The following is a 22,146-nucleotide window of genomic DNA, read 5'->3' as shown; positions in this document are numbered from 1 at the left end:
CTTACTTGGCTGCGCGCTCTTTGGCGATCAACTGGTCAGCCACGTTCAGTGCTTTCTCTTCGCCGCCGGCACTGCCGATGTCAAAGCGGTATTTGCCGTTGACGATCAGCGTCGGTACGCCTTGCACGCCGTATTTCTGGGCCAGTTCCTTGTATTGGGCCATCTTGCCCTTCACAGCGAACGAGTTGAATGTCTCCAGGAACTTGGTTTTGTCGACGCCTTGGGTGGCGACGAAATCGGCCATGTCTTCAGGCTTCACAAGGCGCTTGCCTTCTTTCTGGATGGCATTGAAGACAGCCGCGTGAACCTTGTGTTCTACACCCATGGTGTCCAGGGTAATGAACAGCTGGCCGTGGGCGTCCCATGGGCCGCCGAACAGGGCAGGAATACGTTTGAAGTTCACGTCCTGAGGCAGCTTCTCGACCCACGGATTGATGACTGGCTCAAAGGCGTAGCAATGCGGGCAGCCATACCAGAACAGCTCCACCACTTCGATCTTGCCCGGTACGGAAACCGGCACAGGATTGGCCAGCTCAACGTAGGTTTTACCGGCTTCAAGCGGCACATTATCGGCAGCTTGTGCGGTCATGCCGAAAAGGCTGGCAGTGACGAGAGCGGCGCTGAGGATCAGATTACGCATGCTTTACTCCTGGACAAATAAAGTCGCCTCACGCGACCTTTGTTGTGACAGGTCTACGCGGGCATGAGTTCGTTAGTGTAACGGCACCGGCCACAAAAAAGGGCGGCCTGGGCCACCCTTTTTATGCTTGCATCGACGGATTAATCGAGCGTTAACGTAGCCGGGGCACTTAGTGCAGGCCCTGGATGTATTGGGACACGGCTTCGATGTCCTTGTTGCTGAGTTTCGCGGCGATGCTCTGCATGATCTTGGTATCGCCGTCGTTGGTGCGATTGCCTTCGCGGAAGTCTGTCAGCTGTTTGCCGATGTACTGGGCATGCTGCCCGCTCAAGTGCGGGAAGCCCGCAGCAGCAAGGCCTGCGCCGTTAGGCGAGTGGCAACCGATGCAGGAAGGCATGCCTTTTTCCAGGTTGCCGCCGCGGAACAATTCTTCACCGCGGGTCACCAGTTTCGCATCAGCAGCTCCCACACTGCCTTTCTGGCTGGCAAAATACGCCGCGATATCCGCCAGGTCCTGATCGCTGAGGTTGGTCAACAAGCCGGTCATTTCCAGGACCGTACGCTTGCCGTCCTTGATGTCGTGCATCTGCTTGGTCAGGTAACGCTCACCCTGGCCGGCCAGTTTTGGAAAGTTAGGCGCCGGGCTATTACCGTCCGGTCCATGGCAAGCACCACATACGGCGGCTTTCGCCTGGCCAGCAGTGGCGTCGCCTGCGGCATGGGCAACACCGGTGATGCCCAGGGTCAACAGCAGACTCACGATCAGTTTGTTCATCAGCTAATCCAACTACGGCTAAGGGTTAAAGAGTTATGGACCGGGTTCACTCACCATCAACTGAATGACGGCATGGTAATCCTCGGTACTGCAGTCCATGCACAAACCACGCGGCGGCATCGCCTTGAAACCCTGGGTCACGTGTTGCACCAGCGTGTCCATACCTTGAGCCAATCTTGGCTTCCAGGCTGCCTGGTCACCCCGTCCAGGGGCGTTGGGCAGCTGTCCGGCATGGCAGGCCCCGCAAAAGCGGTTGTACACAGCCTCCGGTTCCTGTGTAGCCTGCGCACTGTAAAGTGGCATCAAGAAACCGAAGGCCAGCAGCCACTTGGTCATACATCGACCCTTTCAGGGTTTGAGAGCGTTTTGCGTTCTAATGCGCAATAAAGGTCTATCGCTCCCGTGAACTTCATCCTTCGCTGGGACAAAGCACACACAAAATCTGCGGCATTATATACTGGCGCTACTGAAACGGAAACGACACCGCTTGCCGCACCTATTCCCGGCACCGCCCACATCGGAAAACTCATGCAACTCAAGAATCCCATCCTCGGCCTGTGCCAACAGTCCACCTTCATGCTCAGCGCCGCCAAAGTCGACCAATGCCCCGATGACGAAGGCTTCGAAGTCGCATTCGCCGGCCGTTCCAACGCCGGCAAATCCAGCGCGCTGAACACCCTGACCCACGCCAGCCTGGCCCGCACCTCGAAAACCCCGGGGCGCACACAGCTCCTCAACTTCTTCAAGCTAGACGATGATCGGCGTCTGGTCGACCTGCCGGGCTACGGTTATGCAAAAGTACCTATCCCGCTGAAGCTGCACTGGCAGCGTCACCTCGAAGCGTATCTGGGTGGCCGGGAGAGTTTGAAGGGTTTGATTCTGATGATGGACATCCGTCATCCAATGACCGACTTCGACCTGTTGATGCTCGATTGGGCCGTCGCCAGCGGCATGCCGATGCACGTCCTGCTGACCAAGGCCGACAAGCTGACCTACGGCGCAGCCAAGAACACCCTGCTCAAAGTGCAGGCGGAAATCCGTAAGGGTTGGGGTGATGCGGTGACTATCCAGTTGTTCTCGGCGCCAAAACGCATGGGGCTGGAAGATGCCTACACTGTATTGGCAGGTTGGATGGAACTGGCTGACAAGGGTTCGGAAGCCGCCGAGTAAAAACTCGGGGCAAAAAAAACCCCGGACTTCGTATGGGGAGGGGAAGTTCGGGGTCCAAGTTCCGGACCGCTAGGGCGGGGTCCAGATATCTGCCAACACTTAACACAACATAGGAGCATTGAAGGGCTTCACCACCCATTCAGTAACTCTGAGTAGCAATTCACGGGTTAAGTTCCGGCACGTTCAAAAAACTATTGGAAATAACCCGCCGCGTTTTCCGATCTAAAGCGCTGCCGCGGCATGATGCCGCGGCCCAGGCCCCAGGTTTAGTGCGCTTCGTCCCAGTTGTCGCCCACGCCGACGTCTACCACCAGCGGCACATCCAGCTTTGCCGCCTCGCTCATGTGTTCACGAATCCTCGCGCTGACTTCAGCCACCAGGTCCTCACGTACCTCCAGCACCAATTCATCGTGCACTTGAAGGATGACCTTGGCGTCCAGGCCCGAGTCCGTCAGCCAGTTGTCGACCTTGACCATGGCCTTCTTGATGATATCGGCCGCAGTGCCCTGCATCGGCGCGTTGATTGCCGTACGCTCGGCGCCAGCACGCTCCTGAGGCTTGTTGGAATTGATCTCCGGCAGGTACAGGCGGCGCCCGAACAGGGTTTCCACATAACCCTGATCAGCCGCCTGGGCACGGGTGCGCTCCATGTACTCGCGCACCCCCGGATAGCGGGCGAAGTACACATCGATGTAAGCCTTGGCGGTCTTGGTGTCGACGCCGATGTCCTTGCCCAGCTTCTGGGCGCCCATGCCGTAGATCAGGCCAAAGTTGATCGCCTTGGCACTGCGACGCTGATTGGACGTGACCTCGGTCAACTCAACCTTGAACACTTCGGCCGCCGTGGCGGTGTGCACGTCCAGGTCGTCGCGGAACGCATTCAGCAAGCCTTCGTCCTTCGATAAATGCGCCATGATGCGCAGCTCGATCTGCGAGTAGTCCGCCGCCAGCAGCTTGTAGCCCTTGGGCGCGACAAATGCCTGGCGGATACGCCGGCCTTCAGCGGTACGCACCGGAATGTTCTGCAGGTTTGGATCGCTGGAGGACAGGCGCCCGGTTGCTGCTACGGCCTGGTGATAGGAAGTGTGCACGCGACCGGTGCGCGGATTGATCTGCTCCGGCAAACGGTCGGTGTAGGTGCTTTTCAACTTGCTCATGCTGCGGTACTGCATCAGCACTTTCGGCAGTGGGTAGTCATCTTCAGCCAATTTGGCCAAGACTTCCTCGGCCGTCGAGGCCTGGCCCTTGCCGGTCTTCTTCAACACCGGCAGCCCGAGTTTCTCGTAGAGAATCGCACCCAACTGCTTGGGCGAGCCCAGGTTGAATTCCTCGCCGGCGATTTCATACGCCTGGCGCTCGAGGTCGACCATCTTGTTGCCCAGCTCGATGCTCTGGATGCCCAGCAAGGCGGCATCCACCAGGGCGCCCTGACGCTCAATGCGCGCCAGCACGGGCACCAGCGGCATCTCGATGTCGGACAATACGCTGGCCAGGGAAGGAATAGCGGCAAGCTGCTTGTGCAGTTCCTGGTGCAAACGCAGGGTCACATCCGCGTCTTCCGCCGCGTAAGGGCCAGCTTGCTCCAGGGCAATCTGGTCGAATGTCAGCTGCTTGGCGCCTTTGCCGGCGATATCCTGGAAGCTGACGGTGTCGTGGTCCAGGTACTTCTTCGCCAGGCTGTCCATGTCGTGGCGCGTCGCCACGGAGTTCAGCACATAGGATTCAAGCATGGTGTCGAAGGCAATGCCGCGCACGGTGATGCCGTGTGCCGGGTCACCACCGATGGCGCAGTTGGCCAGGATGTTCATGTCGAACTTGGCGTGCTGGCCGACCTTGAGTTTTTCCGGGTCTTCGAGCAACGGCTTCAGGGCCAGCAGCACAGTGTCCCGATCCAGCTGTTCCGGCGCGCCGATGTAGGAGTGGGTCAGCGGAATGTAGGCCGCTTCATGGGCCTGTACGGCAAACGACACACCCACCAGTTGCGCTTTCTGGGCGTCGATCCCGGTGGTCTCGGTATCAAAGGCGAACAGCTTGGCGTCGTTGAGCTTCTTCAGCCAGACATCGAACTGGGCCTGGGTGAGGATGGTTTCGTACACCGGCTCCACAGAAACCGGCGCGACCACCTCAACCGCTTCCTCGGCGACCGCGGCCGAAGGAGCAGCGCTCAACTCGACGCGCTTGGCATCGCGTTGAATCTCGTCAATCCAGCTCTTGAACTCCAGCAGCGTATACAGCTCCAGCAGCTTCTCGCGATCCGGCTCGATCAGGTGCAAATCATCCAGGCCCACGTCCAGCGGCACGTCGATCTTGATCGTTGCCAGCTCGTAGGACAGGAACGCACTCGCCTTATGCTCTTCCAGTTTGGCGACCAGGGTCTTGGCACCACGAATCGGCAAGGTCGGCACGATATCGAGCTGCTCGTAGAGCTCCTTCAAGCCGCCGTTGACGCCTACCAACAGGCCGGAAGCCGTCTTCGGACCAATGCCCGGAACGCCCGGGATGTTGTCGGACGAATCGCCCATCAACGCCAGGTAATCGATGATCTGCTCGGGAGCGACACCGAATTTCTCCTTCACGCCCTCAACGTCCATGGCGCTACCGGTCATGGTGTTGACCAAGGTAATGTGCCCGTCGACCAGCTGCGCCATGTCCTTGTCGCCGGTGGAAATCACCACCGGACGGTCGGCGGCCGCGCTGCTGCGGGCCAGGGTGCCGATCACGTCGTCCGCTTCGACGCCTTCGACGCACAGCAGCGGGAAGCCCAGGGCGATCACGCTCTGGTGCAGCGGCTCGATCTGCACGCGCATGTCATCGGGCATGCTCGCGCGGTTGGCCTTGTATTCGGCGTACAGCTCATCGCGAAATGTCCCGCCCTTGGCGTCGAACACCACCGCGAACGGACTGTTCGGGTATTGCTTGCGCAGGCTTTTGAGCATGTTCAACACGCCCTTGACCGCGCCGGTAGGCAGGCCTTTGGAAGTGGTGAGCGGCGGCAGCGCGTGAAAGGCGCGGTACAGGTAAGAAGAACCGTCCACCAGGACGAGGGGGGCTTGGCTCATGAGCAGGATCAACCTTTTCGGCGGGTCAGGCGCTAGAATAGCCGGACCAATGACGACAAAGGGACAAGGTTATCATGCGTACAGTAAATCGCCTGTTGTTGACCGGCTTGATTGCACTCACTCCGATGGTGGCCATGGCGGCAGATACTGCCCCTTCGGGCGACCCGGAAGTCACCATTCGCACGGAAGGCGACAAGACCATTCAGGAATACCGCCAGAATGGTTTCCTGTACGCGATCAAGGTGACCCAGAAAGGCTTTCCGCCTTACTTCCTGGTGCGCGCGGACGGAACCGATGCGAACTTCATCCGCTCTGACCAGCCGGATATGCTGATCCCGTCATGGAAGATCTTCGAATGGAAATGATTTCTTAACTTTAATCGGCGCTGCTCCCCGCAGCGCCCGTAACGGCAGTTTTAACCATGTCTGTGTTCACCCCCCTGGCTCGGCCCGAGCTGGAAACCTTTCTTGCCCCTTACGGGCTCGGCCGCCTGCTTGATTTCCAGGGGATTGCCGCTGGTAGTGAAAACACCAATTTCTTCATCAGCCTGGAACAGGGCGAATTTGTCCTGACCCTGGTCGAACGCGGCCCCGTGCAGGAAATGCCGTTCTTCATCGAACTGCTGGACGTGCTCCATGACGCCGACCTGCCAGTGCCTTACGCCCTGCGTACCACCGACGGCGTGGCCTTGCGCGAGTTGGCGGGCAAACCGGCGCTGTTGCAACCGCGGCTAGCGGGCAAGCACATCAAGGACGCCAACGCCCAGCATTGCGTGCAAGTGGGCGAATTGCTCGGGCACCTGCACCTCGCCACCCAAGGCGAGAAGGTGCTGGAACGCAAGACCGATCGCGGGCTGGACTGGATGCTCAGCGAAGGCGCGCAGCTGATCTCGCACCTCGACGCGGAACAACGCGGCCTGTTGCAAGCGGCGCTGGATGAGATCGAGGCGCACAAGGCGCAGATCCTCGCGCTGCCCCGGGCAAACATCCACGCCGACCTGTTTCGCGACAACGCGATGTTCGAAGGCACGCACCTGACCGGGCTGATCGACTTCTACAACGCCTGCTCGGGGCCGATGCTATACGACGTGGCGATCGCCCTGAACGACTGGTGCTCGGACGCCGACGGCGTGATCGACGGCCAACGGGCGCGGGCGTTGCTGGGGGCTTATGCGGGCTTGCGGCCGTTCACGGCCAAGGAAGCAGAGCTGTGGCCGACCATGCTGCGTGTGGCCTGTGTGCGGTTCTGGCTGTCACGCCTGATTGCGGCGGAATCGTTCGCCGGGCAGGACGTGCTGATTCACGACCCGCGCGAGTTTCAAGTGCGCCTGGCGCAACGCCAGCAGGTCAAGACCCCGCTGCCGTTCGCGCTGTAAAGATCGTACGCGATCAAAATGTGGGAGCGGGCTTGCTCGCGAATGCGGAGTTTCAGTCACCAGATGCGCTGGCTGATCCACCGCATTCGCGAGCAAGCCCGCTCCCACAGTGGTTATGCGGCGTCTGTCAGAGCGACTCCAGGCACCCAGCCAGGTCATTCCCCAGCTTCTCCAGCACCTGCTCATACCCCTGGGCGGAGGCCGGCGTGTAGCCGCCCAACGCATCCAGCTCCGCCAGCTTCACCGGCAAACCCGCCACCAGCGTTTCCGCAAGGCGCGGGCGCAACGGCGGCTCGCTGAACACACAAGTCTTGCCCACTTCCTGCAAACGCGTACGCATCGCTGCCACATGCTGGGCACCCGGCTGCACTTCTGCGGCCACGCTGAACACTCCGGTGTGCTTGAGGCCGTAGGCATCTTCGAAGTAATCGAAGGCTTCATGGAACACGAAGTACGGCTTGCCGGCGACGTCCGCCATACGTGCCTTCAAGCGCGCGTCCAGTGCATCCATACGGCCATCAAAGGCCTTCACGTTGCTCTGGTAACGCTCGGCGTTCGCCGGGTCGGCAGCGCTGAGGTCCGCCGCCATGCGGTTTGCAATCACCCGGGCGTTGACCGTCGACAGCCACAAATGCGCATCCAGGCTGCCCGGGCGATGGTCATGATCATGTTCGTCGGCATCTTCAGCATGGGAGTGGCTATCTTCGGCGAACCGACGCAGTTTCATTCCCGGAAGGTCCTGCACCGCCACCGTCGGCAAGCTGCGGCCTTTCAAGACGCGCGGCAGAAAGCTTTCCATGTCCGGGCCGATCCAATACAGCAGGTCCACCGACTGCACGCGCCGTACGTCGGAAGGGCGCAACGCATAGTTATGCGGCGAAGCGCCCGGCGGCAGCAATACCTCGGGAATCGCCACGCCATCCTGCACAGCAGCAGCAATCAGTTGTAACGGTTTGATACTGGTCAGCACCCGAACCTCCGCCTGAGCGGCACCGGCAAGCAGCAAACTGGTGACAAATACGACAAAAACGGGAAAAAGTCTGGACACGATGACCACTCAAGGAGGCAGGAACAGGTAACATAATAACGTCTCTCACAAATATCTGTCGCCGCTCATGCCTAAAACACCGCTTGCCAGCCGTCCCCATGACCACTCTCACTGCGTGCACAGCGCACTGTCAGAGGCCGACGCACTGTGCGCGCGCCAAGGGCTGCGCCTGACCGCCCTGCGTCGCCGGGTGCTGGAGCTGGTGTGGCAAAGCCACAAGCCGCTGGGTGCCTACGACATCCTCGGCGTGCTCAGCGAGCAGGACGGCCGCCGCGCCGCGCCGCCCACGGTGTACCGCGCGCTGGACTTCCTGCTGGACAACGGCCTGGTGCACCGCATCTCATCGCTCAACGCCTTTGTCGGCTGTAACCACCCGGAACACGCGCACCAGGGCCAGTTCCTGATTTGCCGCGAGTGCCACGCCGCCATCGAACTTGAGCAAAAAAGCATCAGCGACAGCATCATCAAGAGCGCCGGCGACGTCGGCTTCAAGGTCGAAGGGCAAACCGTCGAAGTCGTCGGTGTGTGCTCGGGCTGCCAGGGGGCTTGATGAGCACTGCGTTAATCCGCCTGGAGCAGGTCGGGGTCACGTTCGCCGGGCAAAACGTGCTGGACAACATCGCCCTGAGCGTCGAGCCAGGTCAGATCGTCACGCTGATCGGCCCCAACGGTGCCGGCAAGACCACCCTGGTGCGCGCCGTACTCGGCCTGCTCAAGCCCGACAGCGGCAGCGTGTGGCGCAAGCCGAGGCTGCGGGTCGGCTACATGCCGCAGAAGCTGCATGTGGACCCGACCTTGCCCCTCTCGGTGCTGCGCTTCCTGCGCCTGGTGCCCGGTGTCGACCGTGCCCGCGCACAGTCCGCCCTCAAGGAAGTGGGCGCCGAACAGGTGATCGACAGCCCGGTGCAAAGCATCTCCGGCGGCGAAATGCAGCGCGTGCTGCTGGCCCGCGCCCTGCTGCGCGAGCCGGAATTGCTGGTACTGGATGAACCCGTACAGGGCGTCGACGTCGCCGGCCAGGCCGAGCTGTACAGCCTGATCACCCGCCTGCGGGACCGCCATGGCTGCGGCGTGCTGATGGTCTCCCACGACCTGCACCTGGTGATGAGCACCACCGACCAGGTGGTGTGCCTCAATCGCCACGTGTGCTGCTCCGGCCACCCGGAACAGGTCAGCGGTGACCCGGCTTTCGTCGAGCTGTTCGGCAAGAACGCCCAGAGCCTGGCGATCTACCACCACCATCACGACCACGCCCATGACCTGCATGGCGCTGTAGTCGATGACTCCACCGCATCCCACACCCACGTTCATGGAGATAGCTGCAAGCATGGCTGATTTTCTGCTCTACGCCCTGCTGGCAGGCTTGGCTCTGGCGCTGGTGGCGGGCCCACTGGGCTCGTTCGTGGTCTGGCGGCGCATGGCCTATTTTGGCGACACCCTGTCCCACGCTGCGCTGCTGGGCGTGGCCATGGGATTTCTGCTGGATGTGAGCCCGACCATTGCCGTCACCGTCGGCTGCCTGCTGCTGGCTGTGCTGCTGGTGACCCTGCAACAGCGTCAGCCGCTGGCCTCCGATACCCTGCTGGGCATCCTGGCCCCAAGCACCTTGTCCCTGGGCCTGGTGGTGCTGAGCTTCATGCATGAAGTGCGCATCGACCTGATGGCCTACCTGTTCGGCGACCTGCTGGCAATCAGCCCCACCGACCTGGCGTGGATTCTAGGTGGCAGCGCGGCAGTGCTGGTGCTGCTGGTGACGCTGTGGCGCCCGCTGCTGGCGATCACCGTTCACGAAGAACTGGCCACCGTCGAAGGCTTGCCCGTGGCGGCGCTGCGCATGACCCTGATGCTGCTGATCGCCGTGGTGATCGCTGTCGCGATGAAGATTGTCGGCGTATTGTTGATCACATCGCTGCTGATCATCCCGGCTGCTGCGGCCCAGCGTCACGCCCGCTCGCCGGAGCAAATGGCGCTCGGCGCCAGCCTTCTGGGGATGCTCGCGGTGTGTGGTGGCTTGGCGCTGTCCTGGTTCAAGGACACCCCGGCCGGGCCGTCGATTGTGGTCACGGCGGCCGCCCTGTTTCTGCTGAGTTTTGTCCTGCCCCGTCGTGGGGTGTAGACTTGCTCGCTTTTTGCGCAATTAGAGAGTCGCAGGAATGAAGCTGTTCAACGCCCGTTATCTGCTCCTTGCCGCATTTTCCTTGCTGCTGGGCGCCTGCCAAAGCACCCCGCCCGCCGCCCCCCAGGCGCCGGACGCACGTGCTGCGGCCATCGCACAGCTGGAGCAAAACCTCGCCAGCAGTGAACTGGCCACCGCCGAAGACGAGCTGGCCGCCTTGCAGGCCCAGTCGCCCAACGATCCGGCGCTGGAGCCTTATCAGCGCCAACTGGCCGAAGCCTATTTGCAGCGCAGCCAGATCGTCCTGCAAAAGGGTGATGTCAACGCTGCCGCGACGGCCCTGAGCCGCGCACGGGCATTGATGCCCAAGGCTCCGGCGCTGACCGGTGGCGTCAACAGTGCGATCGCCCATGCCCGTAAAGTCGAGCTGGACAAAGCCGAGGCCGCCCTGAAAGCCGCCGAAGCCAAGCCGCCGGCCAAGGTCATCGACCCGGCAGCGCCAAGCACTACGGTTGCGCTGAACCTCACCGATATCGAGGCGCTGCGCCATCAACTGGATGAGATCGCCACCGATGTGGTGAATTACCAGTGCGATGTGAGCATCCAGGCACCGCGCACCGAAGATTACCCATGGCTGGCCACGTTGCTGACCAAACGGGTGAAGCGCATCGATTCGGGGTATGACCTGAAGATTCACCGGCAGATCCTGAAGAAGGTTCCGGCGCAGGTCGTGCTGATTCCGCGTAAGACTGAATAACGCCATTCGCGAGCAAGCCCGCTCCCACATTTAACCGAGTTCCAACTTTGGAATGCGGTCAAATGTGGGAGCGGGCTTGCTCGCGAAAGCGGTCTAACAAACAACCAATAGCTTAAGCCGGAACAGCTTTAGCCTTCGGCTCCCGATCCCAGACCCGATGCTGGGCAATCGCCGCAAAGAACGCCTTAAACGCCTTCGCGTCGCCGCCCACAATCAAGCCCGCATCCGCCTCAAGCTTCAGCACATCCAGCAACTGCTTCGCCTCACCGGCCAGGGCAATTGCTTTCAAGTGCTTGTAGGCCTCCAGCAGGTAATGCAACGCCACACCATCAGCGCTCAACGCCTGAACCGACTTGGCGCCACCCGGCACAAACACCGCATCGAACGCCACCGAAGGCAAGCCTTCCATGGAAGCATCCACCGGCAGGCTCTTGCCATCCGCCGTCGTTACCGGCGCCGAGGTAGGCCCCAGCAACTTCGCATGCGCACCTGCGGCCTCAAGCGCCTTCTTCAAGGCATCAATCGCCGCACCATCAACACCGTTCGCCGCCAGAATCGCCACCTTGCGGGTCTTGATATCACCCGACAGCAAATTGGCCTGGCTCAACGCTGGCGAGCGTTCCGGAGACGTCTTGCGCTCTGGCACCGTACCTTTAGTCGGTGCTGGCAAGCCCAGGTTCTGCGCCACACGCTTGGCCAGTTCGAGGTCGATGTTGGCGAGGATCTCATTCACCTGGCGAGCGCGAATAAATTCACGCTCCACCTTGCCCAGCTCAAAGCTGTAGGCGGCGATGATGTGCTCCTGCTCGTGCTTGCTCATGCTGCGGAAAAACAAGCGCGCCTGGGAGAAGTGATCACCGAACGACTCGCTGCGCTCACGGATCTTGTGGGCATCAATGCGCTCCGGATACGTCTCAAAACCACCGTCCTGCGCCGCGGGCGGAGTTTCTTTCGGCCAGCCGCCATCAATCGAGTTCGGCTCGTAGGACGCGCGGCCCTTGTCGATGGTGGTGCGGTGCATGGCATCGCGCTGGCCGTTATGGAACGGCGCTACCGGACGGTTGATCGGCAACTCGTGAAAGTTCGGCCCGCCGAGTCGGCTGATCTGCGTATCGGTGTAGGAAAACAGACGGCCTTGCAGCAGCGGGTCATTGGAGAAGTCGATGCCCGGCACGATATGCCCCGGGCAGAACGCCACTTGCTCGGTCTCGGCAAAGTAGTTGTCCGGGTTGCGGTTGAGCACCATCTTGCCCAGCGGCGTGATCGGCACCAGCTCTTCGGGGATCAGCTTGGTCGGGTCGAGAATATCGAAGTCGAACTTATGCTCGTCTTCTTCGGCGATGATCTGCACGCCCAATTCCCATTCCGGGTAATCGCCACTTTCAATGGATTCCCACAGGTCACGACGGTGGAAGTCCGTGTCTTTGCCCGCCAGCTTCTGCGCCTCGTCCCACACCAGGGAGCAGGTGCCGACGGTAGGCCGCCAGTGGAATTTGACGAAGTTGGATTTGCCCTCGGCGTTCACCAGGCGGAAGGTGTGCACGCCAAACCCCTGCATGGTCCGTAGGCTTTTTGGAATGGCCCGGTCAGACATGGCCCAGATCACCATGTGCGCCGACTCCGGCTGCAGCGAGACAAAATCCCAGAACGTATCGTGGGCTGAGCCGCCGGTAGGAATCTCGTTGTGGGGCTCAGGTTTTACCGCATGCACGAAGTCAGGAAACTTGATCGCGTCCTGAATGAAAAACACCGGCATGTTGTTGCCCACCAGGTCGAAGTTACCTTCGTCGGTGAAGAACTTCACGGCAAAGCCACGCACGTCACGCACGGTATCGCCGGAGCCGCGTGGGCCCTGAACCGTGGAGAAGCGCGCAAATACCGGGGTTTTATGTTCCGGGTTACGCAGGAACCCGGCCTTGGTCAGCGCCGAATGATTTTCATAGGTCTGGAAATAGCCGTGGGCACCGGTGCCCCGGGCATGGACGATGCGTTCCGGGATCCGCTCATGGTCAAAGTGCGTGATTTTTTCACGCATGATGAAGTCTTCCAGCAGCGATGGGCCACGGGAGCCGACCTTCAAGCTGTTCTGGTTATCGGAAACCTTCACGCCCTGGTTGGTGCGCAGCGCCTGGCCCGTCGCGTCGGAGCGGAATGTTTCCAGGCTTTGCAGCTTGGCGTTGGTGTTGCCACGGTCCAGAGTGTCGGTACCCGCAAGTTCGCTCTTGGGCGGGGTAACTGGCTTTTTAGTACTCATCAGACAAAAACTCCTCGTTTGCGTAGGCCAGAGCGATCCCCGGCTCTTCTTGAGCAAAACCCCAGGCACGGCACCTGGGAGTTTCGAGTTGCTTATGTAGTGACTGACACGGTTTTGTACCGTTCCTTTTTTATGACCTTTGATCGCGTTATTGCCAAATCGCTGGTCGGATGAGAAATAAATGCTAAGAAACGCTATACGGACAGGCTAAAATGCGCGCCCGGCTAACCGCTGATCCCTTTTTAATGCGCCCCACAAGGTTCGCTACGTGATCGAGTTTCATAACGTCCATAAAACCTACCGGGTCGCCGGTAAGGATATCCCCGCACTGCATCCCACCAACCTGCGCGTCGAAAATGGCCAGGTGTTTGGTCTGATCGGCCATTCCGGTGCGGGAAAAAGTACTTTGCTGCGTCTGATCAACCGCCTGGAGCAACCCAGCGGCGGCCAGATCAAGGTCGATGACGAAGAAGTCACCGCCCTCGACGCCAACGGCCTGCGCCGTTTCCGGCAACAGGTCGGGATGATCTTCCAGCACTTCAACCTGCTGGCATCCAAGACCGTTGCCGACAACGTGGCGCTGCCGCTGACCCTCGCGGGCGAACTTTCCCGCAAGGAAATCGACCTGCGCGTGGCCGAATTGCTGGCGCGGGTCGGCCTGTCCGACCATGCCAAGAAGTACCCGGCGCAGTTGTCGGGCGGCCAGAAGCAGCGCGTCGGCATCGCCCGCGCCCTGGCCACCAAGCCGAAAATCCTGCTGTGCGACGAAGCCACCAGCGCCCTCGACCCGCAGACCACGGCCTCGGTCCTGCAACTGCTGGCCGAGATCAACCGCGAGCTGAAGCTGACCATCGTGCTGATCACCCATGAAATGGACGTGATCCGCCGCGTGTGCGACCACGTGGCCGTGATGGATGCCGGCGTGATCGTCGAGCAAGGCACCGTCGCCGATGTATTCCTGCACCCCAAGCACCCGACCACCAAGCGCTTCGTGCAGGAATCCGAGCAAGTCGACGAAGGCGAACAGCGTGATGACTTCGCCCATGTACCGGGGCGCATCGTGCGCCTAACGTTCCAGGGCGAAGCGACCTACGCGCCGCTGCTGGGTACCGTCGCCCGCGACACGGGTGTGGACTACAGCATCCTCGCCGGTCGTATCGACCGCATCAAAGACATTCCCTACGGGCAACTGACCCTCGCCGTCACCGGCGGTGACATGGAGGCCGCCTTCGCCGCCTTCACCGCGGCAGACGTCCATATGGAGGTGCTGCGCTAATGGAAATCCTCTTGAGCTTTTTCTCGAACATCGACTGGTCGGAAATCCTGCTCGCCACCGGCGACACCATGACCATGCTGTTCGGCTCGCTGCTGTTCACCGTATTGCTGGGCTTGCCGTTGGGCGTGCTGCTGTTCCTGTGCAGCCCGCGTCAGCTGTTCGAACAAAAGAATGTTTATGCGCTGTTGTCGCTGGTGGTGAACATCCTGCGTTCGCTGCCGTTCATTATCCTGTTGATCGTAATGATCCCGTTCACGGTGCTGATCACCGGCACCTCGCTGGGTGTTGCCGGTGCAATTCCGCCACTGGTGGTAGGTGCCACGCCGTTCTTTGCGCGCCTGGTGGAAACCGCGCTGCGTGAAGTGGACCGCGGGATTATCGAAGCGACCCAGGCCATGGGCGCGACCACTCGCCAGATCATTACCAACGCGTTGCTGCCCGAAGCCCGCCCCGGCATCTTCGCGGCGATTACGGTGACGGCGATTACACTGGTTTCCTACACGGCCATGGCCGGTGTAGTGGGTGCCGGTGGCCTGGGTGACTTGGCGATCCGCTTCGGTTATCAGCGCTTCCAGACCGACGTGATGGTGGTCACCGTGGTGCTGCTGCTGATCCTGGTACAAATTCTGCAAACCGTCGGCGACAAGCTGGTGGTGCACTTTTCTCGAAAATAACGGCTATTGCCGGCGTTAAGCCGGCCAATTTCCGAACAAGGAGCTTGTTGAATGAAAAAACTACTGGTTGCTTTCGCCGCCGTTGCCGCGTTCTCCGCCCACGCCGCCGAAACCCTCACCGTGGCCGCGTCCCCGGTGCCGCACGCTGAAATCCTCGAATTCGTGAAGCCGGCTCTGGCCAAGGAAGGCGTAGACCTGCAGGTCAAAGTCTTCACCGACTACGTTCAGCCAAACGTACAGGTGGCCGAAAAGCGCCTGGACGCCAACTTCTTCCAGCACCAGCCGTACCTGGATGAATTCAACAAAGCCAAGGGCACTCACCTGGTGAGCGTTGGCGCTGTGCACCTGGAGCCCCTGGGCGCCTACTCCAGCAAGTACAAGAAGCTGGAAGACCTGCCAAGCGGCGCCAACGTCGTGATCCCGAACGACGCCACCAACGGCGGCCGCGCGCTGTTGCTGCTGGCCAAGCACAACCTGATCACCCTGAAGGACCCGACCAACATCCTGTCGACCATCAAGGACATCACCGGCAACCCGAAAGACCTGAAATTCCGCGAACTGGAAGCCGCCACCCTGCCGCGCGTGCTGACCCAGGTCGACCTGGCGCTGATCAACACCAACTACGCCCTGGAAGCCAAGCTGGACCCGTCCAAGGACGCACTGGTGATTGAAGGCAACGACTCGCCTTACGTGAACATCCTGGTGACCCGCGAAGACAACAAGGATTCGGATGCGGTGAAGAAGCTGGTTGCAGCCCTGCACACCCCGGAAGTGAAAGCGTTCATTCTTGAGAAGTACAAAGGCGCGATCCTGCCGGCGTTCTGATCCAAAGCTGAAACCCGATCTCCCAAACACTGGAGATTAAATGTGGGAGCTGGCTTGCCTGCGATGGCATCGCTGCGGTGTATCAGTAACACCGCGCCGCCTGTATCGCAGGCAAGCCAGCTCCCACACTTTTAAGCGCTACACGCCCGGCAACACCTTGGGCATATCTCGCAGCCGGATCCACGGCTCATTGCGCCACTGCAACACACTCAAACTTGCCGTCGACCAGGCCAACCAACTCAGGGCCGGGCTTTCGCTTGCCTGCTGTTTACCATGCAGGGCGGGCACCACTTCATGGGTCAGCCATTGGCGCAGGGCGCGGTTTTCAGGGCAGTAGTGATAGATCAACATCGCGTACACCCCGGACTCGCTGAGCATCAACGTCGGTGCAGCGTGACCGTGGGTAATCGCGGTTAATGTTTGTTGTTGGTCAGGATCGAGCTTGCGCAGCAGAGCTTCGTTGAGATGCAGACCCATCAGATGGCCAATGTCGCGGGCGCTGAACCAGGCTTGGGCGTCGATGAGGATGGCGTGCAGTTGCTGGTGATGGCGGGTGAAGACTTCGGGGGTGAAGGGCGGGTCAGGGGTAAGTGTTGTCATGGTCTGGCTCCTAACGTATTAAGGGACCGCCAAGCACTACTTCCACGTAATGGGTGGCGGCTGTACGCAGGTGTGGAAGACCGGGACGTTAGGCACCCGGCGCGCTCGAAAGCGCCCCGCGCACAACCACCATAAAACACAGACGATAAAAAGCGCCTGACTCTAGGTGGCGCTTTGTGCGCCTAACGATATAAGGGCTTCCACACCCTGTCACTGAATTTGCAGCGACAGGGCAAAGACTAGTCAGTCGACGCATGCCAAACAAGTTCGCGCCGACCGCTACACGTTGCGGGAAAAGTCCGACGACACACCGTTCAGGCACCGTGCACATAACCCTGTGGGAGCGGGCTTGCTCGCGAAGGCGGTGGTTCAGTCGATACATCTGTTGACTGACACACCGCCTTCGCGAGCAAGCCCGCTCCCACATTTGATTTGTGTCGCTCAGAAAATGGTCGGCAGGCTTATTTACGCTGCAACAACCCCGGGAACTGCGCCACCAGCTTCTGGTTGTTCAACGGCGCCCGGATAAACCCGCGTTGCGTTCCATCCGGACCGATCAGCGCAAGGTTGCCGCTGTGGTCGACGGTGTAGTTGGGCTTGCTGGTGTCTGCCGGAATAAACGGAATGCTCACCGCATTCGAAACCTTCTGCACATCGTCCACACTCGCACCGGTCAGGCCCTCGAACTGTGGATCGAAGTAGCCCAGGTACTGCTTGAGCTGCGCCGGTGTATCGCGGTTCGGGTCAACGCTGACCAAAATCACCTGCAACTTATCCACAACGTCTTTGGGCAGCTCGCTCTTGATCTGCCGCAGCTGGGCGAGGGTGGTCGGACAGATGTCCGGGCAGAAGGTGTAGCCGAAGAACAGCACGCTCCACTTGCCTTTCAGCTCGTTGACCACCACCGGCTGGCCGTCCTGGTTGGTCATGGTCACCGGCGGCAACTGGCGGCTTTGCGGCAGCAGGATGATGCCGGCATCGATCAAGGCCGTCGGGTCGCCCTGGCCTTTGCCACTCAGTACTTTGTTGACGGTCAGGCCCATGATCAACGCGACAATGGCCACCAGAATGAAGACAGTTTTTTGAGTTCGAGTCATAGGTTCAACAATAGGTAATGGTCTACGAGCAGGGCGATAAACAGCATGAACAGGTACCCGATAGAGTACTTGAAGGTGTTGATCGCCGCGTGCGGCCGACTGCCACGGTACAGCACCCAGGCCCATTGCAGAAAGCGCCCGCCCAGAACCAGTGCGCACACCAGGTACAGCATGCCGCTCATGTGGATGACATAGGGCATCAGGCTGACCGCCAGCAAGGCGAAGGTGTAGAGCAGGATATGCACCTTGGTGTAGTGCTCGCCGTGGGTCACGGGCAGCATCGGGATGTCGGCCTTGGCGTATTCCTCCTTGCGGTGAATCGCCAGGGCCCAGAAGTGCGGCGGGGTCCAGGCGAAGATGATCAGCACCAGCAGCAACGGCTCGGCGCTGACGTGGCCAGTGACGGCAACCCAACCTAGCAACGGCGGCGCGGCGCCAGCCAGCCCACCGATGACGATGTTCTGCGGCGTCGCACGCTTGAGAAAACCGGTGTAGATCACCGCATAACCCAACAGCGAGGCCAGGGTCAGCCAGGCGGCCAGCGGATTGGTAAACGCCAGCAGCAGCGCCAGCCCGGCAACCGCCAGCACCATCGCAAAAACAAGCGCCGCCACAGGCGATACGCGCCCTTCCGCCAGCGGGCGTTTATGGGTGCGCGCCATCAAAGCATCGATGCGCCGGTCCACCACATGGTTGACCGCCGCCGCGCCGCCGGCACACAGCGCGATCCCCAGGTTGCCGAAAATCAGCACCGGCCACGGTACCCCGGCGCGGGTGGCGAGGAACATGCCCACCAGCGAGGTGATGAGCATCAGCACCACCACTTTTGGCTTGGTCAGCTCCAGATAGTCACGCCAGATCGCCTGGCTGTGACGCTCGCTGATCAAGGTCGCCATGGCATCTCTCCTTTGATGGTTATGAGGCCCGACACGTGTTTACGCGGGCTGAAGCGCCAGCCGAATGGCAACTGATGTCGCACCCGAACCAGGCTGGTGCGGGCGTGGTAATTGACCAGCACCAGCGTCAGCAGCAACGCCGCGCCGCCGGCGTTATGCGCGACCGCAACCGGCAGCGGCAGGTGGAAGTACACGTTGCTCAGGCCCAGGCAGAGTTGCGCCGCCAGGGCGATCAGCAACAGGCCCGCTAGGCGGGTCATGCCGACCACCTTGAGCTGCCAGGCCAGGCCCAGCAACACGACAGTGACCAGCAGCGCGCCAATCCGGTGGGTGAGGTGAATCGCCGTGCGCGCATCACTGTCCAGTTGCCCGCCGAGGTAATTGGGGCCGATATGCTGGGTCAGGTGAAAGCCATTGGCGAAATCCGCCGCCGGCCACCATTGCCCGTGACAGGTCGGCAGGTCGATACACGCCACGGCTGCGTAGTTGGAGCTGACCCATCCACCCAGCGCGATCTGGCCGATCACCAGCACCAGCCCGGCCGTGGCCCAATACTGCAAACGCCTGGGCACGATCAGCGCCGGCAATACGCCGGACAATCGCAGCGTCAGCAAGAACAGCAGGCTCAACGTCGCAAACCCGCCCAATAAATGCCCGGTGACCACTTGCGGCCAGAGCTTCAGCGTCACCGTCCACATGCCAAACGCTGCCTGGGCGAACACCACTGCCAACAGGAACAACGGCAGCTTCAACGGCTGGCCCGGATGATGCCGATGGGTCCACGCGCGCGCCGCCAGCAGCACGATCAACAGCCCGAGGGTGCCGGCGAAGTAACGGTGGGTCATCTCGTTCCAGCCCTTGTCCGCCTCGACCGGCGTGTCCGGGTAATGCAGTTCGGCATGGGCCAGCTGGGCTTCGCTTTTTGGCACGCTGATAAAGCCATAACAACCCGGCCAATCCGGGCAACCGAGACCCGCGTGGGTGAGGCGGGTATAGGCGCCCAGCAGCACCACGATCAGGGCCAGCAGGGTGGCAAACAGCGCGAGGCGAAATCCAGGTTTGGCCATGACGGTGTCCTTATCCGATGTTCGACAGTTTCAGCAGCAGGCGCAGGTCGTTGAGCAGGTCCTTGCCCTTGACCCGGGCGTCGTAGCGCAGCACCAGGTTGCCGTGGGGGTCGACGATCCACAGCTGGGCATCGCCGCTGCCTTGGGCGGCGGCGTCTTTGTTGAAGGTCGACAGGTCCAGGGAATAGCGTTGCAGTTGCGGGTATTCGGCCTTGAGTTTGGCGTCATACGCGGTGCTGACCGGCTGCGCACTGGCCAGGGCGTGGCTGGCGCGGGAGGCATCACGGCCCAGGCCGATCTGGAGTTGGCGTGCGAGGTACACCAGTTGCTGGCAGTCGGCGGCGCAGGCGGTGGGCGCGGTGACCAGCAGTTGCCAGCGGTCTTCGTCAGCCTGCACGCCAATGTCGGCACGGGTCTGGCCATTGCCGATCATCTCGCCGTGGTAGCTGCGGCTGTCCGGCACCCAGAACTGCAATTTGTACATAAAGGTGGCGAGCACCATCGGGCCGACCACCATCAGCAGGATCAGGATCAGTTGCCAGCGGCCCTTGCGCCGATTGGGCGCTGCCGGCGTGTCAGACATGTTGAGTGGATTCATGGCCGCTCCCATGGCGCTTCTCCTTTTTTGTGTCGTGCCATCCGAGGTAGAGGTAAAGGCCGAACAGCGCCACCGCCATGGCGAACCACTGCACGGCATAGCCCAGGTGTTTTTCCGGGCCCATGGCGACCACGGGCCAGCTGGTTTCGTAGGTGGCCGGGCCCGCTTCAGCCCGCACTTCATAGGCGAATCCGCCGCGACCCAACTCAGCCCACAACGCCTCGGGATGCAGCGCGGTCAACAATCGTGGCCACTGTGCGCCCGCCGGATCGGCATGCAACTGGAAGGTCTCGCCAGGCGCCACATAGACCCAGGCATCGAGATTCAGCAGTTGTTCGGGAGTGGTGAAAACCGGTGGTGCGCGCCGGTCCGGCCAGGGCAGCCAGCCACGATTGAGCAACAGCCACTCGCCGCTGGCCTGATCATGGAAAGGTTGCAGTAGCTCCACACCGACCTTGCCGTCGCGAAAGCGGTTATCCAGCAACACGCTGTGCTCGGCATCGAACTGCCCGCGCAAATGCACACGACGGAACGCCGGATCTTCGGTGGCCTGCAGTTGCGTACTGCTCATGGGCTCGGCAGCGCGGCGCTCGGCGTAAGTGTCCAGCAGCGCCTGTTTTTCGTGACCGCGAGACAGCTGCCAAAAGCCGAGAAATACCAGTAACGGCAGCAGCACGAGTACCACCAGCGTCGGCGCAATACCGGGGCGAAAGGGTTTCATGGCATTGCCGCAGAGGTCGGTGCTGCGCTGGCTATACTGAATCTCATTGCTCGCCCCCTCCAAAAAAGAGCCCCGGAGCCCACCATGCTCAAAGCAGCCATTGCCCTGATGCTGATTGCTACCGTCGTGAGCCTGTTCAGTGGCTTGTTCTTCCTGGTCAAGGACGAGGGCAACTCCAACCGCCTCGTCACTGCCTTGACCGTGCGTGTGGTGCTGGCCGTGATCACCCTGGGGTTGATCACCTGGGGTTTCTTCAGCGGCCAGCTGGTATCTCATGCGCCCTGGTGAAACACCTCAAAGCACGTAAACGAAGAAAAACAGCCCGATCCACACCACGTCCACAAAGTGCCAATACCAACTGGCCGCCTCGAACCCGAACTGGTGTTCGTTGTTGAAATGCCCCTTCAGGATGCGCATCAGCATCACAAACAAAATGATCGTGCCGATGGTCACGTGGGCACCGTGGAAGCCGGTGAGCATGAAGAAGGTCGCGCCGTACACGCCGGAACCCAGGGTCAGGCCCAACTCCTTATAGGCATGGATGTATTCCTCGGCCTGGAACCCGAGAAACGCCCAACCCAGCAACACGGTGATCGCCAGCCAGATCTTCAGTGCGCCGCGATGGCCTTTGCGTAAGGCATGGTGGGCGATAGTGATGGTCACGCTGGAGCTGACCAGCAAGATCGTGTTGATCAGCGGCAAGCCCCACGGGCTGATGGTGCCCTTGGGCGCCGGAAACATTTTCGGGTCAGGATTGTTCAGCAGCGGCCAGGCAAATTCGAAGTTCGGCCACAGCATGTGCGCGATGCCCTTGTGGCCTTCGCCCGCCAACCACGGCGCCGACATGTGCCGCACATAAAACAGCGCACCGAAAAAAGCGATGAAGAACATCACCTCGGAAAAGATGAACCAGGTCATGCCCCAGCGAAAGGAGCGGTCCATCTGTGAACTGTACAAACCGGCGCGGCTTTCCTTGATCACCGCGCCGAACCAGCCAAACATCATGTAGGCCAGCAGCAGGCCCCCGACGAAAAAGATCAGCGGGCCGTGGGATTCCGGGCGTGCGGCCTTCAAATCGTTAAACCAGGTAGCCAGCCCGACCACCGTAATCAGCATGCCCAGCGTGGCAATTATTGGCCATTTGCTCTGTGCTGGTACGTAGTACGTATCATGAGTCGACATGTATTCGTTCTCCTAA

Annotated in this window: 24 protein-coding genes; 11 read left to right on the top strand and 13 right to left on the bottom strand. The window is 60.9% G+C overall.

Annotated elements, in window-relative coordinates; all coding sequences use genetic code 11:
- Window position 1: 1 nt before the first annotated feature.
- The 3 genes from HX818_RS15410 to HX818_RS15400 form a co-directional block, all read right to left on the bottom strand.
- Complete coding sequence (locus HX818_RS15410) at window positions 2–640, bottom strand: thiol:disulfide interchange protein DsbA/DsbL (protein WP_177020359.1); 639 nt, start codon at window positions 638–640, stop codon at window positions 2–4.
- 169 nt (window positions 641–809) lie between these two features.
- On the bottom strand, window positions 810–1,415 hold the full coding sequence (locus HX818_RS15405; protein ID WP_102604423.1) for a cytochrome c4: 606 nt from the start codon (window positions 1,413–1,415) through the stop codon (window positions 810–812).
- A 33-nt stretch (window positions 1,416–1,448) separates the two neighbouring features.
- Entirely contained in the window at window positions 1,449–1,751 is a 303-nt protein-coding gene (locus tag HX818_RS15400) for a cytochrome c5 family protein (RefSeq protein ID WP_003214809.1), read from the bottom strand.
- A 192-nt stretch (window positions 1,752–1,943) separates the two neighbouring features.
- On the opposite strand from HX818_RS15400, the gene yihA reads away from it, so the two are divergent.
- The gene (yihA, locus tag HX818_RS15395; protein ID WP_003214811.1) at window positions 1,944–2,585 is read left to right on the top strand and encodes a ribosome biogenesis GTP-binding protein YihA/YsxC; all 642 of its coding nucleotides are present in this window, start codon (window positions 1,944–1,946) and stop codon (window positions 2,583–2,585) included.
- Between the two features lie 266 nt (window positions 2,586–2,851).
- Here the strand turns inward: yihA and polA are convergent, their stop codons facing one another.
- The gene (gene polA / locus HX818_RS15390) at window positions 2,852–5,644 is read right to left on the bottom strand and encodes a DNA polymerase I (RefSeq protein WP_177020358.1); all 2,793 of its coding nucleotides are present in this window, start codon (window positions 5,642–5,644) and stop codon (window positions 2,852–2,854) included.
- A 74-nt stretch (window positions 5,645–5,718) separates the two neighbouring features.
- Here polA and HX818_RS15385 point away from each other — a divergent pair, with 74 nt between their 5' ends.
- Window positions 5,719–6,009 carry a DUF2782 domain-containing protein gene (locus HX818_RS15385; protein ID WP_003214814.1) on the top strand — a complete coding sequence of 97 codons (291 nt, stop codon included), beginning with the start codon at window positions 5,719–5,721 and terminating at the stop codon, window positions 6,007–6,009.
- A 56-nt stretch (window positions 6,010–6,065) separates the two neighbouring features.
- Entirely contained in the window at window positions 6,066–7,019 is a 954-nt protein-coding gene (locus tag HX818_RS15380; protein ID WP_102367835.1) for a homoserine kinase, read from the top strand.
- Window positions 7,020–7,146: 127 nt separating this feature from the next.
- Here HX818_RS15380 and HX818_RS15375 read toward each other — a convergent pair whose 3' ends face one another.
- The gene (locus HX818_RS15375; RefSeq protein WP_008439631.1) at window positions 7,147–8,076 is read right to left on the bottom strand and encodes a zinc ABC transporter substrate-binding protein; all 930 of its coding nucleotides are present in this window, start codon (window positions 8,074–8,076) and stop codon (window positions 7,147–7,149) included.
- 58 nt (window positions 8,077–8,134) lie between these two features.
- On the opposite strand from HX818_RS15375, the gene HX818_RS15370 reads away from it, so the two are divergent.
- The 4 genes from HX818_RS15370 to HX818_RS15355 are packed head-to-tail and all read left to right on the top strand — an operon-like array spanning window position 8,135 to window position 10,940.
- Window positions 8,135–8,617 (top strand): Fur family transcriptional regulator, encoded by a 483-nt coding sequence (locus tag HX818_RS15370; protein ID WP_003214819.1) that lies wholly within the window; start codon window positions 8,135–8,137, stop codon window positions 8,615–8,617.
- Entirely contained in the window at window positions 8,617–9,402 is a 786-nt protein-coding gene (znuC, locus tag HX818_RS15365) for a zinc ABC transporter ATP-binding protein ZnuC (RefSeq protein WP_008439630.1), read from the top strand. The genes HX818_RS15370 and znuC overlap by 1 nt, the downstream gene beginning before the upstream one ends.
- Window positions 9,395–10,183, top strand: coding sequence for a zinc ABC transporter permease subunit ZnuB (gene znuB, locus HX818_RS15360; RefSeq protein WP_003214823.1), 789 nt, complete (start codon window positions 9,395–9,397; stop codon window positions 10,181–10,183). The genes znuC and znuB overlap by 8 nt, the downstream gene beginning before the upstream one ends.
- A 37-nt stretch (window positions 10,184–10,220) precedes the next feature.
- Window positions 10,221–10,940, top strand: a complete 720-nt coding sequence (locus HX818_RS15355; protein ID WP_003214825.1) for a PA5502 family lipoprotein — start codon at window positions 10,221–10,223, stop codon at window positions 10,938–10,940.
- A 112-nt stretch (window positions 10,941–11,052) separates the two neighbouring features.
- On the opposite strand, the gene katE is transcribed toward HX818_RS15355, so the two are convergent.
- Window positions 11,053–13,194, bottom strand: coding sequence for a catalase HPII (gene katE / locus HX818_RS15350; RefSeq protein WP_003214827.1), 2,142 nt, complete (start codon window positions 13,192–13,194; stop codon window positions 11,053–11,055).
- A gap of 268 nt (window positions 13,195–13,462) precedes the next feature.
- Between katE and HX818_RS15345 the strand changes: the two genes are divergently transcribed.
- From HX818_RS15345 to HX818_RS15335, 3 genes are read left to right on the top strand one after another with little or no spacing between them, the layout of a single operon-like run.
- Window positions 13,463–14,470, top strand: a complete 1,008-nt coding sequence (locus HX818_RS15345; protein WP_003214829.1) for a methionine ABC transporter ATP-binding protein — start codon at window positions 13,463–13,465, stop codon at window positions 14,468–14,470.
- Window positions 14,470–15,144, top strand: a complete 675-nt coding sequence (locus HX818_RS15340) for a methionine ABC transporter permease (RefSeq protein WP_003214831.1) — start codon at window positions 14,470–14,472, stop codon at window positions 15,142–15,144. Before HX818_RS15345 ends, HX818_RS15340 begins: the two co-directional genes overlap by 1 nt.
- A 51-nt stretch (window positions 15,145–15,195) precedes the next feature.
- Window positions 15,196–15,969: a MetQ/NlpA family ABC transporter substrate-binding protein gene (locus HX818_RS15335; protein WP_177020357.1), complete on the top strand. Its 774-nt coding sequence runs from the start codon at window positions 15,196–15,198 to the stop codon at window positions 15,967–15,969.
- 138 nt (window positions 15,970–16,107) lie between these two features.
- Here the strand turns inward: HX818_RS15335 and HX818_RS15330 are convergent, their stop codons facing one another.
- The 6 genes from HX818_RS15330 to HX818_RS15305 form a co-directional block, all read right to left on the bottom strand.
- Window positions 16,108–16,569 carry a Bro-N domain-containing protein gene (locus HX818_RS15330; protein ID WP_177020356.1) on the bottom strand — a complete coding sequence of 154 codons (462 nt, stop codon included), beginning with the start codon at window positions 16,567–16,569 and terminating at the stop codon, window positions 16,108–16,110.
- Window positions 16,570–17,030: 461 nt separating this feature from the next.
- Window positions 17,031–17,666 (bottom strand): SCO family protein, encoded by a 636-nt coding sequence (locus HX818_RS15325; RefSeq protein WP_008439627.1) that lies wholly within the window; start codon window positions 17,664–17,666, stop codon window positions 17,031–17,033.
- Window positions 17,663–18,562 (bottom strand): heme o synthase, encoded by a 900-nt coding sequence (cyoE, locus tag HX818_RS15320; protein ID WP_003214839.1) that lies wholly within the window; start codon window positions 18,560–18,562, stop codon window positions 17,663–17,665. Before cyoE ends, HX818_RS15325 begins: the two co-directional genes overlap by 4 nt.
- Complete coding sequence (locus tag HX818_RS15315) at window positions 18,550–19,629, bottom strand: heme A synthase (protein ID WP_087694554.1); 1,080 nt, start codon at window positions 19,627–19,629, stop codon at window positions 18,550–18,552. The genes cyoE and HX818_RS15315 overlap by 13 nt, the downstream gene beginning before the upstream one ends.
- Window positions 19,630–19,639: 10 nt before the next feature.
- Window positions 19,640–20,239, bottom strand: coding sequence for a hypothetical protein (locus HX818_RS15310; RefSeq protein WP_023659276.1), 600 nt, complete (start codon window positions 20,237–20,239; stop codon window positions 19,640–19,642).
- Window positions 20,205–20,948: an SURF1 family protein gene (locus HX818_RS15305; RefSeq protein ID WP_177020355.1), complete on the bottom strand. Its 744-nt coding sequence runs from the start codon at window positions 20,946–20,948 to the stop codon at window positions 20,205–20,207. The genes HX818_RS15310 and HX818_RS15305 overlap by 35 nt, the downstream gene beginning before the upstream one ends.
- Before the next feature lie 84 nt (window positions 20,949–21,032).
- Here HX818_RS15305 and HX818_RS15300 point away from each other — a divergent pair, with 84 nt between their 5' ends.
- The gene (locus HX818_RS15300; RefSeq protein WP_010168612.1) at window positions 21,033–21,236 is read left to right on the top strand and encodes a twin transmembrane helix small protein; all 204 of its coding nucleotides are present in this window, start codon (window positions 21,033–21,035) and stop codon (window positions 21,234–21,236) included.
- 6 nt (window positions 21,237–21,242) lie between these two features.
- Here HX818_RS15300 and HX818_RS15295 read toward each other — a convergent pair whose 3' ends face one another.
- Entirely contained in the window at window positions 21,243–22,130 is an 888-nt protein-coding gene (locus HX818_RS15295) for a cytochrome c oxidase subunit 3 (protein ID WP_102367830.1), read from the bottom strand.
- Between the last annotated feature and the right edge of the window lie 16 nt (window positions 22,131–22,146).

The organism is Pseudomonas sp. F9001, assembly GCF_013385435.1.
Classification (GTDB): Bacteria; Pseudomonadota; Gammaproteobacteria; order Pseudomonadales; family Pseudomonadaceae; genus Aquipseudomonas.
Note: the sequence above shows the minus strand (reverse complement) of the source record. Positions and strands in the feature narration are given on the sequence as shown.

What these genes read in the sequence shown, in the direction of transcription:
- HX818_RS15355 (WP_003214825.1), top strand. Translation starts at nt 10,221, where the DNA reads ATGAAGCTGTTCAACGCCCGTTATCTGCTCCTTGCCGCATTTTCCTTG.
- HX818_RS15380 (WP_102367835.1), top strand. Translation starts at nt 6,066, where the DNA reads ATGTCTGTGTTCACCCCCCTGGCTCGGCCCGAGCTGGAAACCTTTCTT.
- cyoE (WP_003214839.1), bottom strand. Translation starts at nt 18,562, where the DNA reads ATGGCGACCTTGATCAGCGAGCGTCACAGCCAGGCGATCTGGCGTGAC.
- znuC (WP_008439630.1), top strand. Translation starts at nt 8,617, where the DNA reads ATGAGCACTGCGTTAATCCGCCTGGAGCAGGTCGGGGTCACGTTCGCC.
- HX818_RS15295 (WP_102367830.1), bottom strand. Translation starts at nt 22,130, where the DNA reads ATGTCGACTCATGATACGTACTACGTACCAGCACAGAGCAAATGGCCA.
- HX818_RS15400 (WP_003214809.1), bottom strand. Translation starts at nt 1,751, where the DNA reads ATGACCAAGTGGCTGCTGGCCTTCGGTTTCTTGATGCCACTTTACAGT.
- HX818_RS15310 (WP_023659276.1), bottom strand. Translation starts at nt 20,239, where the DNA reads ATGGGAGCGGCCATGAATCCACTCAACATGTCTGACACGCCGGCAGCG.
- polA (WP_177020358.1), bottom strand. Translation starts at nt 5,644, where the DNA reads ATGAGCCAAGCCCCCCTCGTCCTGGTGGACGGTTCTTCTTACCTGTAC.
- HX818_RS15325 (WP_008439627.1), bottom strand. Translation starts at nt 17,666, where the DNA reads ATGACTCGAACTCAAAAAACTGTCTTCATTCTGGTGGCCATTGTCGCG.
- znuB (WP_003214823.1), top strand. Translation starts at nt 9,395, where the DNA reads ATGGCTGATTTTCTGCTCTACGCCCTGCTGGCAGGCTTGGCTCTGGCG.
- HX818_RS15315 (WP_087694554.1), bottom strand. Translation starts at nt 19,629, where the DNA reads ATGGCCAAACCTGGATTTCGCCTCGCGCTGTTTGCCACCCTGCTGGCC.
- katE (WP_003214827.1), bottom strand. Translation starts at nt 13,194, where the DNA reads ATGAGTACTAAAAAGCCAGTTACCCCGCCCAAGAGCGAACTTGCGGGT.
- HX818_RS15340 (WP_003214831.1), top strand. Translation starts at nt 14,470, where the DNA reads ATGGAAATCCTCTTGAGCTTTTTCTCGAACATCGACTGGTCGGAAATC.
- HX818_RS15305 (WP_177020355.1), bottom strand. Translation starts at nt 20,948, where the DNA reads ATGAAACCCTTTCGCCCCGGTATTGCGCCGACGCTGGTGGTACTCGTG.
- HX818_RS15385 (WP_003214814.1), top strand. Translation starts at nt 5,719, where the DNA reads ATGCGTACAGTAAATCGCCTGTTGTTGACCGGCTTGATTGCACTCACT.
- HX818_RS15330 (WP_177020356.1), bottom strand. Translation starts at nt 16,569, where the DNA reads ATGACAACACTTACCCCTGACCCGCCCTTCACCCCCGAAGTCTTCACC.
- HX818_RS15300 (WP_010168612.1), top strand. Translation starts at nt 21,033, where the DNA reads ATGCTCAAAGCAGCCATTGCCCTGATGCTGATTGCTACCGTCGTGAGC.
- HX818_RS15335 (WP_177020357.1), top strand. Translation starts at nt 15,196, where the DNA reads ATGAAAAAACTACTGGTTGCTTTCGCCGCCGTTGCCGCGTTCTCCGCC.
- HX818_RS15370 (WP_003214819.1), top strand. Translation starts at nt 8,135, where the DNA reads ATGCCTAAAACACCGCTTGCCAGCCGTCCCCATGACCACTCTCACTGC.
- yihA (WP_003214811.1), top strand. Translation starts at nt 1,944, where the DNA reads ATGCAACTCAAGAATCCCATCCTCGGCCTGTGCCAACAGTCCACCTTC.
- HX818_RS15405 (WP_102604423.1), bottom strand. Translation starts at nt 1,415, where the DNA reads ATGAACAAACTGATCGTGAGTCTGCTGTTGACCCTGGGCATCACCGGT.
- HX818_RS15410 (WP_177020359.1), bottom strand. Translation starts at nt 640, where the DNA reads ATGCGTAATCTGATCCTCAGCGCCGCTCTCGTCACTGCCAGCCTTTTC.